Here is a 13513-nt window from a genome sequence, read left to right as displayed (position 1 = left end):
TGCTATCTCCGAATCACTGTCTTTGTTAGGGGTAGAGGTGTTGGCATTTCGTGAGCAAAAAACGCGTTCAAAAATCGGTGTTAACTTAGGGTGCTTCGGCTACGACGACGTTGTAGCCATTCTTGAATCAGATGTCGGTGCAGGCTGATAGAGCGCCCGACCACCACTAAAATCAGTAATGCGCCAGACAATGCGCTGGATATTTGGTTAGGGGTGCCGATCATTTGCAGACCTTGCTGCAAGTAGCCCACCAGTAATATCGCCAGTGCTGTCCCGAGGATGGAGCCGGAACCGCCATAAATATTGGCCCCGCCTAGCACCACCGCAGTGATGGCTGGCATCAGGAAAGATGCGCCTAAATCAGAGCGGGCAGAGCCGAAGTACGACACCAAAAGCACTGCGGCAATAGCTGAGGCCAAGCCGGTCAGGGCATAGAGAATGCACAAAGTGCGTGCAACGGGCAGGGCGCTGTAACGGGCGACTCGACTGTTTTGCCCAATCAAGAAAACATTGCGACCGCTGTGGGTACGGTGCATCAGCAACCAGAACAGCAACACGCAGACCATAAAAATGACCAGCGGGACGGGCAGGCCGAACAGCGTTTGGTTAGCAAAATCTGTAAATGCAGTCGGGAAACCGCCAATACCTTCGTAGCCAGTTGCACCGGACATACCGGATAACAGCAGGGCGCTACCGCCGAACAGATACATGGTGCCGAGGGTGATCACCAACGGATTCACGCCGGTATAGAGAATCAAGCCAGCATTAATTAAGCCGCACAACGCCCCGACCATGAGGGTCAGCGGGATGGCGATGCTCATCGGTACGCCTGCTTGGAATATCACGCCAAGGAAAATGGAGCACAGGCCAATGGTCGAACCAAATGAGATGTCGATACCGCCACTGACAATCACCATGGTCAGTGGTAGGGCCACGATCCCGATACAGATAAAATCACTGGTACTGAACAGCAGCACATTGATATCCAACATGCGCGAATTCGATAAGCCAAACAGCAGGATCTCCAGTACCAGCAAGGCTGCTAGCGCCAATTCCCATCCGTAACGGCGGTATGTATTCATCGTGCCACCTCTTTTTTAGTGATACCCATCATCTTTCAAACTGCAGGTGTGTTGGCTGCTCTGAGCACCCGAATCATCTATTGATGCAGCTCATCGGGATGAGCTCGTTTGCCGCCGCCCGGTATCGTGAAATCTATTGGGTGCGGTATTGGCCTTTTTTTTATCTTTTTCTTTATCCTTTTCCTTCACGGCTGGCCGAGCATTAAAACGAGCGTATTTTTGTTGCCGAATATTGCGCTCCACCGCGCAGCGCAAGCGGCCATCGAAGACCAGCACACCGAGCAACACCAAACCGGCGATAAAGTCATTCCACCAAGCGGGCAGGCGCAGTAGTACGAGCACGCTATCAATTTGGGTTAATAGATAAGCCCCGAGAATGGCCCCGATGATGCTACCGGTACCGCCGAGCAAGCTGATCCCACCCAGTACGCAGGCCGCGATGGCTTTCATTTCCAGCCCGTTACCGGTTTGATTGGGGATAAAGCCAATTTGTGAGGCGAAAACGATCCCTGCCAATGCCGCCATGACGCCATTCATGGAGAACGCAAGAATGCGGATACTGTCGGTGCGGATCCCCAGTTGGCGTGCGCCTTGTAAGTTGTCGCCAGTGGCATAGAAGCTGCGGCCAAAGGCTGTTTTACCCAGCAGCCAAGCCATCGCAAGGATCAGTAACATAATGAGCCAGCCAATGGGGGAGATCGAAAACAGGATCGGCGTGGATAAACTTTTGAGATCCGCTGGCAGCCCTTCAATCCATTTACCACCGGTGAGTAGCAGCATCAGGCCGCGATAGAGCCCCAGCGTCCCCAATGTGGCGACGATGGCGGGAATGCGCAGCCAAGTGACCAGAATCCCGTTAAAGAAGCCCGCCCCCATACCGACCAGCAGAGCAAACAGGCAAGAGAGTGCCAACCCAAAACCGGCGTTAAGTGCCATACCGACCGTTACCGCACACAGGCCAGTGATGGAGCCAACGGACACATCGATATTGCGAGTGAGCATCACCATGGTGGCCCCGATCGCCAACAAGATCAGGATTTGCGCACTACTGAAAATCATGGTGAAGGTTTGCATGCTGAAGTAATTACTATCAATCACACCGAGTAACGCGAATAAGGCAAGGATGGCCAGTAGCGCGGTGGCTTCACGGTTATTTTGGATAAATTTCAACATGATGCACCCTCATTTTCATCGACAGCGTTTTCTTCATCGGCAGAACCATGTTCACCAAAGGCCAGATGCATAATGGTGTCGACATTCATTGCGGGCCCCTCTAGCGCACCGCTGATTTCCCCCTGATGCATCACCAAGACGCGATCCACCATTTGCACCACTTCCTCTAGATCGGAAGAGATAAAAATGATCGCCACATGTTGTTCGGCAATGCTGCGGATTAACTGATAAATATCACTGCGGGCGGCGACATCCACCCCACGAGTCGGCTCATCAATAATCAATAGCAAGGGGTTAGCTTCTAGGCATTTGGCAATCAGCAGTTTTTGCTGGTTACCGCCCGATAACGTGCGCACAGGTTGTTCCAGATGGTTGAATTTAATGTTTAGCGCACGGCGATAACGCTCCAAAATGGCGGCTTCCTGCGCCGGATGCGTCCATATTCCCTGGCCGCTTTGGGTGAGCGAGCAGACATTCCAGCTCAGCGGGGCATCCAAATAGAGGCCAGAGGCTTGCCGGTCTTCTGGCAGATAAACCAACCCTGCCGTTAAGCGATCGATAGTTTTCATGGTGGTGATATCAACATCTTCCAGCCTGACACTGCCGCCGCTGGCGGGGCGCAAGCCATACAGCGTTTCAGCCAGCTCAGTTCTACCGGCACCCACCACCCCTGCTAGCCCGAGAATTTCGCCGGCGTGCACCTCAAAAGAGAGGTTGGCAAAGCCTTCGCCACTGAGGTCGGTGACTTGGATAACCGGCAGGTCCGATTGCGCGCGGGCTTGAGAACGCCGATTACCCGGTAATTCCAGCCAAAGTTTTTGGGTATCGGACAACTCGCTATTTTTGGCCTGCGGTGTAATGGCCTGAATAATCGTATCGGTTGAGAAATCAGCCGTTGCCCCGCTCAGCGCAATGCCGCCATCGCGCATCACGCTGACCCAATCGGCCAGTTGGCGAATTTCAGGCAGTTTGTGAGAGATAAAAACGACGCCGACGCCTTGTTGTAATAACGTTCTGATTTGGCTAAATAGCCGGTGAGTTTCCGCTGGTGTTAGCGAAGCAGTCGGTTCATCCAGAATTAAAATCCGCGAGTCACGCATCAAGCCGCGCATGATCTCAACTAACTGTTGGTCGGCCACATCCAGCGAACCGGCGCTGACCGAAAGATCTAAATGACAGCCTAAATCATCCAGTAACTGCACCATTTTCTTTTTATCTGCTTGGTGCTTAGGTAAACGGAACAGAATATTTTCCTGCACCGATAGATTGGCGAACAGCATCGGTTCTTGTGGAACCAGATAAATGCCTAATTGATGTGCTTTGGCTGGCGTGAGATTGAGGCAAGGCTCACCATTGATTTCTAACGTGCCGCTATCAGGTGGAAGCACGCCCGCGATGATTTTCATCAACGTTGACTTGCCCGCGCCATTCCCTCCGAGCAGGGCATGTACCTGACCCGGTTGCAGGATAAAATCGATACTTTTCAATACCACAACGCCGGAAAACTGCTTACTGATACCCCGTACTTGGAGCAGCGGTGGCGGTGGGATGATAGTGTGCGGCATTAGCAGCTCCCGGGTGAACAAAAATAATTTAAAATTAAAAGTGTTCAAAAAAGATAGCCGCATATTCCCTTTTATGGCGTAATCAAGATCACATTTTCGTGAATAAAAAAATTTAAATTAAAATATGTTCAAATGTGTTGGCTAAGCTGTTAGCGTAGTTATCAATCTAGATTTAACATTCATGACGTCGTTATCTGAGTCGAAATAGCAAAGAGCAATGATGAAAGAGAAAGCACTAGTGGCCGTAAAAGAAAAACCCATGTCGTCCAACGATGAATACAAATATCCGGGTAATAGCATGAGTGAAGAGGAACTGCTCGCTCGCATTGCGTGGTTTTATTATCACGATGGCTTAACACAAGGGGATATAGGCGAACTGCTGGGGCTGACCCGATTGAAGGTGTCCAGATTGCTGGAGAAAGGCCGTCAATCAGGCGTTATCCGCGTCCAAATCAATTCACGCTACGAAGGGTGTTTGGAGTTGGAAAACCAACTACAACAGCATTTTGGCCTTAAACATATCCGCATCTTGCCTTCTTTGGCTGATCTCAGCATCAGTAGCCGGTTGGGAATTGGTGCTGCGCATTTATTGATGGCACTGATACAACCCCAACAACTACTGGCGGTCGGCTTTGGCGAAACCACCATGTGCGCCTTGCAGCACTTGAGTGGTTTTATTGCCTCACAGCAGGTTCGACTGGTGACACTTTCAGGTGGCGTTGGCTCTTACATGACCGGTATTGGTCAGTTAGATGCAGCCTGTCAGGTTAGCATCATTCCCGCGCCATTACGGGCATCCAGCGCCAAAGTTGCGGATACCTTCCGCCAAGAAAGCAGTGTCCGCGATGTGATGCTGGCAGCCTGTGCGGCAGATGTCGCCGTGGTTGGGATTGGCTCAGTGAATCAGCAAAGAGAAGCCACCATTTTACGCTCTGGTTATATCAGTGAAGGTGAACAACTGATGTTCAGCCGTAAAGGCGCAGTTGGCGATATCCTCGGCTACTTTATGCAAGCCGATGGTGCGTTAGCGGCAGAGATGCAGATACATCAAGAATTGATCGGTATTTCATTGGCTGACTTAGCCAACATCCCGACAGTCATTGGTGTCGCCGGTGGAGTCGAGAAATCTGACGCTATTGTTGCAGCGCTGAAAGGGAAATATGTCAATGCCCTTGTGACGGATGAGCTGACGGCTCGGGCGATCATCAAATTGATTTAATGGGCGATGAATGTGCCGTTTGAGATATCGCCGCACGTTATTTATCGGCGACCATGGCAATAATAACGGCAAACACGCCACAGGCTTTTCAGCCATTTTCACACGGTTTTTTATGGCAGTAGAGGACAGTTTTATTCATAAATTTATATAAAACAGGGGATCGCGCAAATGAGTCAATTCTCTACGACCACGCCATCGAGTGAGTATCTCATGGCGCTGGATGCGGGCACCGGCAGTGTTCGGGCGGTGATATTTGATCTTAACGGTAATCAAATTGCCGCCGGACAGGCTGAATGGCTGCATTTGCCTGTGCCTGATGTACCGGGGTCGATGGAGTTTGATTTAACCACCAACTGGAAACTGACGTGCCAGTGTATCCGTCAGGCACTGCACCAAGCGGGATTACCCGCCAGCGCGATCCGTGCCGTTGCGGCTTGCTCCATGCGCGAAGGTATCGTGCTTTATGACCGCAGCGGCAAACCTATTTGGGCTTGTGCCAATGTGGACGCCCGTGCCAGTCATGAAGTCAGCGAGTTAAAAGAGCTGCATGATAACGGTTTTGAATTTGAGGTTTATCAGTGCTCCGGCCAAACGCTGGCGTTGAGCGCGATGCCGCGTCTGCTGTGGTTGGCACATAACCGCCCCGATATTTATCGTCAGGCGGGCACACTGACCATGATAAGTGACTGGCTAGCCAATATGCTCAGTGGCGAGTTAGCGGTCGATCCTTCTAATGCAGGCACCACTGGCATGCTGGATTTAGTCACCCGCGATTGGCAACCCAGTTTGCTGGATATGGCAGGGTTACGCGCCGACATCTTATCGCCGGTGAAAGAGACAGGCACGCTGCTCGGCCACGTCACTGCGCAAGCCGCCGAGGAGTGTGGTTTGCTGGTGGGGACACCGGTTGTCATGGGCGGTGGCGATGTACAGCTTGGCTGCTTAGGGCTAGGGGTGGTGCAACCGGGGCAGACGGCGGTCTTGGGCGGCACTTTCTGGCAGCAAGTGGTCAATTTGCCGCAACCGATTATCGATCCCAATATGAACACGCGGATTAACCCCCATGTCATTCCCGGGATGGTGCAAGCGGAATCCATTAGCTTCTTCACCGGCCTGACCATGCGTTGGTTCCGCGATGCATTTTGCGCGGAAGAAAAACTGTTAGCACAGCGGCTGGGTATTGATACTTATAGCTTACTGGAAGACATGGCGGCTCGCGTACCGGCAGGGGCTTATGGCGTCATGCCTATCTTCTCCGATGTGATGCGCTTTAAATCTTGGTATCACGCCGCACCTTCCTTTATCAACCTCTCCCTCGACCCAGAGAAATGCAACAAAGCAACCTTGTTCCGTGCATTGGAAGAAAATGCCGCAATAGTCTCCGCCTGTAATTTGGCACAAATTGCCGCGTTTTCTGGGGTTAAAATTGACTCGGTGGTCTTTGCCGGTGGCGGTTCAAAAGGCAAACTGTGGAGCCAGATTCTGGCCGATGTCACCGGTATTCCCGTCCGTGTCCCCGTCGTGAAAGAAGCCACCGCTCTAGGTTGTGCCATCGCCGCAGGTGTAGGGGTCGGTCTCTACGACGCATTGGATACCACCGGTGAAAAACTGGTCCGCTGGGAGCGCGAATACACCCCAAATCTCGAACATAAAGCCCTCTACCAAGCCGCTAAAACCAACTGGCAAGCGGTGTACACTGATCAGCTTTCGCTGGTGGATAGTGGGTTGACGACGTCGTTGTGGAAGGCACCCGGTCTCTAAAATTGGCTATCTTACTGGCCAGCTTGAGCTTCGGGGCAGTGCTCATCACCGTCACGTACTGGGTTATGTCGACAGTTAACGCGATTCAGAGCGGAGAGGGCAGACAGAAGAGTAAAGCGTCCGCGCCAGGGATGGCGCGGCTCGAGCCTACAGGGAAGTATTTACGGCGTCTTTACGATCTGTTTGTCCTCACCGCGGGTTAAACTCGATCTTACAAAGATAGCTATCACCCATGGTGATAAGTGAATGCTAAAACGTTTGCTATCTAACAAATCCTTGATATAGCATTATTGCCCCCTTTCGTTGCCGATGATGGCGCATCCGATGATGAATACATCAAATATGACTCAATCACCTACTGGGCAACCCGCTCCTACACCTGTTCAAGAGCACAATATCTTGCCAGCGGCTTTGCGGGAGAAAGGCAATATTAAACGCATTTTGGTCATTAAATTACGCCATTTTGGCGATGTTCTCTTAACCACGCCACTGCTGAGCACGTTAAAAGCCAATTACCCGCAGGCAAAAATTGATGTACTGCTCTATGGCGGAACGCAGGAAATGCTGCGCGAGAACACCACTGTCAATCATGCGTTCATTGTGGATCGTGGCCTCAAACATGCAGGCTTAAAAGCACAAATCAGCGGCGAAAAAGCCCTGTTTAACGCATTAAAAGCCCACCATTACGACCTGATCCTCAATTTATCCGATCAATGGCGAGCAGCGGCTTATTGCCGCCTATTAAAACCGGGCTTCAGTATCGGTTTTCATTACCCGAAACGAGACACTTGGCTATGGCGCTATTGCCACTCCACCCTCGTCGACATCCCCCATGCCGCTGAGCGGCACACGGTACTCAACAATCTCGACATCCTCGCGCCATTACAACTGACGGATATCATCACCGATGTCACCATGTCCTATGGTCCACAGGATATTGAGCGGGTAAAACAGTTATGCCAGCAACGTCACATTAGCGATTACATCTTGATTCAACCTTCTGCCCGCTGGAAATTCAAAACTTGGGCTAGCGAATCATTTAGTCAACTGATAAACCATCTCACGGAGCAAGGCGAAACCGTGCTACTGACCGGCGGCAAAGATCAGGCTGAACTAGACTATATTGCTGAAATCATTGCCGGATGCGCGCAGCCTGAAAAAGTCATTAATCTATCTGGCCTGTTGGCACTACCTGAACTGGCGGTTTTGATCGACAACGCGAAGCTATTTATTGGTGTCGATTCAGTCGCAATGCACATGGCCGCAGCTCTACAAACTCCCGCAGTGGTGCTATTTGGCCCCAGCAACCTTAACCAATGGCATCCATGGCAGGCGCCACACACACTATTATGGGCTGGGCATTTCCGTACATTGCCGCATCCCAACGAGATAGACACCGACACGACGGACCGTTATTTGAACGCTATTCCGGTTAATAAGGTGATAGAGGCAGTTGATGCTTGGCGAGTCGCCAAAGATCACTAACCCATCCATCACTTTGTTTTCCCCAACCAGCCTGAGTTGAGAGCATTATGACAACGTTAATACCGGAAGCGCCGGTCAATCGCCGCAGTGAAAAGCTGAGCAGTGTCGCAGCCGTCCTGCTAGGTGTTGGCATCGCAACGAACAACCAACTGATGAACATTTCATTGGTGTTGATTATTATCTGTTTGGTTATCAACAGAAAAACCCTTGATATCAAGTCATTCCTAACTAGCCCACTGGTTTATCTCCCTGCGGCGATGTTTGCATTGCTGGCATTATCACTGTTATTCCATGACAACAGCTATGGCCCTGATATGGTTGGGAAATATAAGAAACTTCTCTATATCCTGCCACTGGCACTGTTCTTTGTGAATCAGCCGCGGTTGATCAAACTATTTTGTACCGGTTTCTTAATTGCCAATGCGGTGATACTGGCTGGCACGCTAATGGTAGGCGTTTTGCATATTCCGTTGAGTGGCATCGATCCCACCAACCCGACCATCTTTAAGCTGCAAATCACCCAAAACTTCTTTATGGCACTGGCCGCATTACTCTGGTTAGCACTGGCATTCAAGAGCCAAGGTTGGAAACGTTGGGGATATGGCCTATTGGTCGTGGCTGCCAGCTACAGTATCTTGTTCCTGATTCTGGGGAGAACCGGTTATGTGGCGCTGGTCGTGGGGTTAGGCGTATGGTTATTCTTCTCACTGAGTAATCGTAAACGGATCGTTTTAGTGGTGTTAGGGATATTGGCGTTCGCGGCTTTAATCGTTATTCCGAATAAGGCCACTGACCGTATGATGCTGGGTGTCAATGAAATCAAGGTGTGTATCGCTGCACCATCAAACGATACTTATGAAGCCTGTAGCTCTTCCATGGGGCAGCGTTCTGCTTTTGCTATTGAGGCAAGCCGACTGATTAAGGAAGCCCCTATTTTAGGCCATGGAGCGGGCGGTTTTTATTATGGAAATCCAGCCATTAATTATTCTATTAATAACCCACACAATGAGTATCTGATCGAAACCGTTCATTCGGGTGTGGTGGGGTTGTTGATCTTCTTGGCATGGATTGTCTGTTGTTACCGTGTTATTTGGCAACAAACACCGCAGTTACGAAATGTATTACTGGCAGTGCTGACCAGCTATATGGCCTGCAATTTCTTTAACTCATTCTTGTTGGATTCATCTGAAGGTCATCTATTTATGATCTTCGTCGCAATTTTAGCTGGCTATTCAGTGGCTGGGCGCCGACCACTTTTGAATAAGCACTTAAAAGAGTAGTACGGATATTGATAGTGAAGAGAACGGACGAAACAACGGCCCCTAATCGGGGCCGTTTTTTTATGGCGCGTATGTGTAATACGAATTTTGACATTAAGACCACTCACTATTGCCACTATTAAATGCTGAAAATTAGAAGTAATCATTACTCCAATGCCAATTTCATTAACGTAAAGACAAAAAATGATGTGGAATAGATTTAGGAAGTGAAGGTTAACTTGTTTTATAAAAATCAAAATAGGGTATATCGGCACGACATCACTTGAGAATGATGCTCAACAAGAAAGGCTAAACTTGACGAAAAGTGTGAGCGAATAAAGAATTTTGATTAATTTCAGCTTATTCTCCACTTTAAAATCACGACGCTATAAATAATTGTTTTTAAAGAATAAGATAATTATTGGTTTTTCCTCCTAATTTTTAAGGTTAGCCCAAGGATTTATCGAGGGCAAGAACACAGAGATCATCTCATCACCTTGATGTATTAGATAAATAAATAGACAAGAATTGTCTTAAAATGTTACCTCTAAGAAAAACAGACAGATAGGTAATAAGAGTCGCCATAATGTAGAGAATTAGGCCCATCAGCGGTTTAGTGAGTAGATAAAGTGGTGAGTTTGATCACTAATAAGCACGGCTAACGTATAGGGTAATTTTTTGTAATAATTTACATTTTATCTACTTTGGTCTATTTTTCCGCCACTACGCAAATAGTCTTAAAGGTAGCTATGATAAATATGTATTTATATCGATAAGTGGGACTGGGCGAATCTGTTTGTAGGGTAAACAGGATTTACACTTAACGTAATTTATCCAACGTCACTGAGAACATCATGGCCAATTCATCAGCGAATAAATTATCTTTACCGGCCCTAACCTCATTAGTGGTCGGGTCAATGATCGGGGCAGGTATATTTTCATTACCGGCAACCTTTGGGCGAGCAACAGGTGGGTTTGGCGCACTCATTGCCTGGTGTATCGCTGGGGGCGGTATGTTAATGCTCGCGTTTGTTTTCCAAACATTAGCGCAGCGTAAACCTAACCTTGATTCCGGTGTTTTCATTTACGCAAAGGAAGGCTTCGGAGATTATCTTGGTTTTGCCTCGGCATTAGGTTTTTGGGCGGGGACCTGTATTGGTAACGTCTCTTACTTTGTCCTTATCAAATCAACATTAGGGGCATTCTTCCCTATATTCGGTGACGGTAACACGATCCCTGCGGTATTAGTGGCCTCCGTGATTTTATGGGGATTCCATATTCTGATATTGCGAGGTGTAAAAGAAGCAGCCGCTATTAATACCATTGCCACCTTCGCAAAAATAATTCCTATCTTCATTTTTGTCATTGTTCTGATCTTTGCCTTTAAAGGTGATGTGTTTGCGCTGAACTTCTGGGGCACACCCGATGTGGTTAAGAGCGTTGATTTATCCCACCTGAATGATTACGGCTATGTCGGTCATGCTGCTGCGGTGATGGCACCGGTTGTCGAGCCTGAATCTTTATTCTCTCAAGTCCGTAGCACCATGCTGGTCACCGTCTTTGTCTTCTTAGGGATTGAAGGGGCGAGTGTTTATTCGCGTTACGCCAAAGAGCGTAGCCATGTCGGTATTGCCACTGTTCTGGGCTTCATCGGTGTGCTGTGCTTGTTAGTGCTGATCACCATGTTGTCTTACGGTGTGTTGTTGCGTCCTGATTTAGCGGCATTGCGTCAACCATCAATGGCCGGTGTGCTTGAAGCGATAGTCGGCCGTTGGGGGGCTATCTTCATCAGTATTGGTCTGATTATCTCGGTATTAGGCGCTTACTTATCATGGTCACTGTTAGCCGCAGAAGTCTTGTTCTCTGCCGCTAAGAGTAAAAGCATGCCTAAAGTGTTTGGGACGGAAAATAGCAATGCGGTCCCTTCCGCTGCCGTTTGGCTGACCAATATCTTTATCCAAGTGTTCTTAATTCTGACATTGTTTACCGATTATGCTTTCCAACTGGCATTGGAATTAACCAGCTCACTCACCTTGATCCCCTATCTGTTAGTGGGCGCTTATGGGTTAAAACTGGCATGGACCGGTGAGAGTTATGAAACAGATAAACGTGGTCACAGAAAAGATTTAATTTTCGCCCTGATCGCGACTTTCTACTCTGCACTCATGATTTACGCAGGTGGCATGAAGTACTTGTTGCTGTCGGCCATTATTTACGGCCCAGGCACCATTTTGTATCTGATTGCCAAACGTGAACAGCATCAAAAAGCCTTTAATAACTACGAAAGAATCCTGTTTATCGTTCTGATTGTGGCTGCAGTTGCTGCGATTTATAGCATTGCCACTGGAATTATCACCATATAATTTATTGGAGTTCTTATGTCAGATAAAGCGAAGAAAGCTCACGCCAAAACCAAGTTTGGTGTTCACTCTGAAGTGGGGCAATTACATAAAGTGATGGTTTGCGCCCCTGGCCGCGCCCATAACCGCCTGACCCCTAGCAATTGTGATGAATTATTATTTGATGATGTGCTGTGGGTCGAAAGAGCGAAGCGCGACCACTTCGATTTCATGACTAAAATGCGTGAACGCGGCGTGGATGTGGTTGAAATGCATAATCTGCTGGCGGAGACGGTGGCAATACCGGCGGCGAAAAAGTGGATTTTGGATCAGCAAATTGTTCCCAATGAAGTGTCACTGGGTATCTTGCAAGAAACCCGTAGCTATCTGGAAAGTTTGGAGCCGCGTCTCTTAGCGGAAGTACTGATCGGTGGCCTCTCAACCACTGAACTGCATAAAGACGGCAAATGCGACAAAGAAGAGCTGAAACTCATCCGCGAAGCGGTTGGCATCACTGAATACTTGTTGCCGCCACTGCCCAATACACTCTATACCCGTGATACCACTTGCTGGATCTACGGTGGCGTGACCCTGAACCCACTGTATTGGCCTGCTCGCCATGAAGAAACCATCCTGACCACGGCCATCTATAAATTCCACCCTGATTTTGGCGATGCGAATGTCAAAGTATGGTGGGGGGACCCAACACAGCACCACGGCACCGCCACGCTGGAAGGCGGTGATGTGATGCCAATCGGCAATAAAACCGTGTTAATCGGCATGAGTGAGCGTACCTCTCACCAAGCTATCACCCAGTTAGCGCAATCACTGTTTAAAAATAGCGCAGGGCAGGTCGAGCGCGTCATGATTGCGGCGATGCCGAAACTGCGTGCCGCGATGCACTTAGATACCGTCTTCACTTTCTGCGATCGTGATGTCGTGACGCTGTATCCAGCGATTGTGAACCAGATTCAAACCTTCTCACTGCGCCCAGACAATGGCCCGACCGGCATTAAATTAAGCCGCGATAAAGGCACCTTTGTTGAAGCGGTCGCGGGCGCATTGAACCTGAAGAAACTGCGTGTGGTTGAGACGGAAGGCAATGATTACGACACCGAACGTCAGCAGTGGGACAGCGGTAATAACATGGTTGCTCTCTCACCGGGTGTGGTACTGGCTTATGACCGTAATACCAAAACGAACACCCAGTTACGTAAAGAAGGGGTGGAAGTGATTGAGATTGTCGGGAGTGAGTTGGGTCGTGGACGCGGGGGCGGCCACTGTATGACTTGTCCGATTATTCGGGATGCCGTCGATTATTAATGCCCTTGCCCTGGCAGCCGCAGGATAGTTTTACCGGCCGAACTGGGGCATCAATAGGCTTGATTAACGGCATTGCTCTTAAAAAAATAGCCGATAGTGAGTAGCAAAAGAACGCTATTTCGCTATTGGCTATTTATTCGTTAATTTATCTCAATTTTTACACAAATAACGCTACCCATTTTGGTACTAGTTGTGCTGATCTACTTTCAGGGAATTTTACCGGGGGATTATTAATCACACTGAGAGACCTTTTTACCCACACGCCCATTTATTTGGCAATAAGAATGTAGGTAGGTCCTTAATCTGG

9 protein-coding genes are annotated in these 13513 nt (G+C 49.0%); 6 read left to right on the top strand and 3 right to left on the bottom strand.

All coding sequences use genetic code 11. The features are described 5' to 3' along the window. Positions 1–80 precede the first annotated feature (80 nt). The 3 genes from lsrD to lsrA all read right to left on the bottom strand — a co-directional run bounded on the left by lsrD (position 81) and on the right by lsrA (position 3820). Positions 81–1082: an autoinducer 2 ABC transporter permease LsrD gene (gene lsrD / locus BN68_RS10965; protein WP_019211213.1), complete on the bottom strand. Its 1002-nt coding sequence runs from the start codon at positions 1080–1082 to the stop codon at positions 81–83. Positions 1083–1172: 90 nt separating this feature from the next. Next, positions 1173–2255, bottom strand: coding sequence for an autoinducer 2 ABC transporter permease LsrC (gene lsrC, locus BN68_RS10960; RefSeq protein ID WP_019211212.1), 1083 nt, complete (start codon positions 2253–2255; stop codon positions 1173–1175). Further along, the gene (lsrA, locus tag BN68_RS10955; protein WP_042806707.1) at positions 2249–3820 is read right to left on the bottom strand and encodes an autoinducer 2 ABC transporter ATP-binding protein LsrA; all 1572 of its coding nucleotides are present in this window, start codon (positions 3818–3820) and stop codon (positions 2249–2251) included. Before lsrA ends, lsrC begins: the two co-directional genes overlap by 7 nt. 217 nt (positions 3821–4037) lie before the next feature. On the opposite strand from lsrA, the gene lsrR reads away from it, so the two are divergent. From lsrR to arcA, 6 genes are all read left to right on the top strand, one after another. Next, on the top strand, positions 4038–5039 hold the full coding sequence (gene lsrR / locus BN68_RS10950) for a transcriptional regulator LsrR (protein ID WP_042806643.1): 1002 nt from the start codon (positions 4038–4040) through the stop codon (positions 5037–5039). A 168-nt stretch (positions 5040–5207) separates the two neighbouring features. Beyond that, the gene (gene lsrK / locus BN68_RS10945; RefSeq protein WP_019211209.1) at positions 5208–6800 is read left to right on the top strand and encodes an autoinducer-2 kinase; all 1593 of its coding nucleotides are present in this window, start codon (positions 5208–5210) and stop codon (positions 6798–6800) included. 324 nt (positions 6801–7124) lie between these two features. Then, entirely contained in the window at positions 7125–8285 is a 1161-nt protein-coding gene (rfaQ, locus tag BN68_RS10935; RefSeq protein ID WP_019211208.1) for a putative lipopolysaccharide heptosyltransferase III, read from the top strand. Between the two features lie 47 nt (positions 8286–8332). Next, on the top strand, positions 8333–9565 hold the full coding sequence (locus BN68_RS10930; protein ID WP_019211207.1) for an O-antigen ligase family protein: 1233 nt from the start codon (positions 8333–8335) through the stop codon (positions 9563–9565). An 833-nt stretch (positions 9566–10398) separates the two neighbouring features. Further along, the gene (locus BN68_RS10925; protein ID WP_019211206.1) at positions 10399–11907 is read left to right on the top strand and encodes an amino acid permease; all 1509 of its coding nucleotides are present in this window, start codon (positions 10399–10401) and stop codon (positions 11905–11907) included. A 15-nt stretch (positions 11908–11922) separates the two neighbouring features. After that, entirely contained in the window at positions 11923–13206 is a 1284-nt protein-coding gene (gene arcA, locus BN68_RS10920; RefSeq protein ID WP_019211205.1) for an arginine deiminase, read from the top strand. Positions 13207–13513: the final 307 nt, after the last annotated feature.

It is taken from the genome of Yersinia massiliensis CCUG 53443, from assembly GCF_000312485.1.
Classification (GTDB): Bacteria; Pseudomonadota; Gammaproteobacteria; order Enterobacterales; family Enterobacteriaceae; genus Yersinia; species Yersinia massiliensis.
This window is presented reverse-complemented; position numbering and strand designations above follow the sequence as displayed.

Bases quoted from the DNA above. Each gene is read 5' to 3' on its own strand.
- lsrD (WP_019211213.1), bottom strand. From the start codon at position 1,082: ATGAATACATACCGCCGTTACGGATGGGAATTGGCGCTAGCAGCCTTG.
- lsrC (WP_019211212.1), bottom strand. From the start codon at position 2,255: ATGTTGAAATTTATCCAAAATAACCGTGAAGCCACCGCGCTACTGGCC.
- lsrA (WP_042806707.1), bottom strand. From the start codon at position 3,820: ATGCCGCACACTATCATCCCACCGCCACCGCTGCTCCAAGTACGGGGT.
- lsrR (WP_042806643.1), top strand. From the start codon at position 4,038: ATGATGAAAGAGAAAGCACTAGTGGCCGTAAAAGAAAAACCCATGTCG.
- lsrK (WP_019211209.1), top strand. From the start codon at position 5,208: ATGAGTCAATTCTCTACGACCACGCCATCGAGTGAGTATCTCATGGCG.
- rfaQ (WP_019211208.1), top strand. From the start codon at position 7,125: ATGATGAATACATCAAATATGACTCAATCACCTACTGGGCAACCCGCT.
- BN68_RS10930 (WP_019211207.1), top strand. From the start codon at position 8,333: ATGACAACGTTAATACCGGAAGCGCCGGTCAATCGCCGCAGTGAAAAG.
- BN68_RS10925 (WP_019211206.1), top strand. From the start codon at position 10,399: ATGGCCAATTCATCAGCGAATAAATTATCTTTACCGGCCCTAACCTCA.
- arcA (WP_019211205.1), top strand. From the start codon at position 11,923: ATGTCAGATAAAGCGAAGAAAGCTCACGCCAAAACCAAGTTTGGTGTT.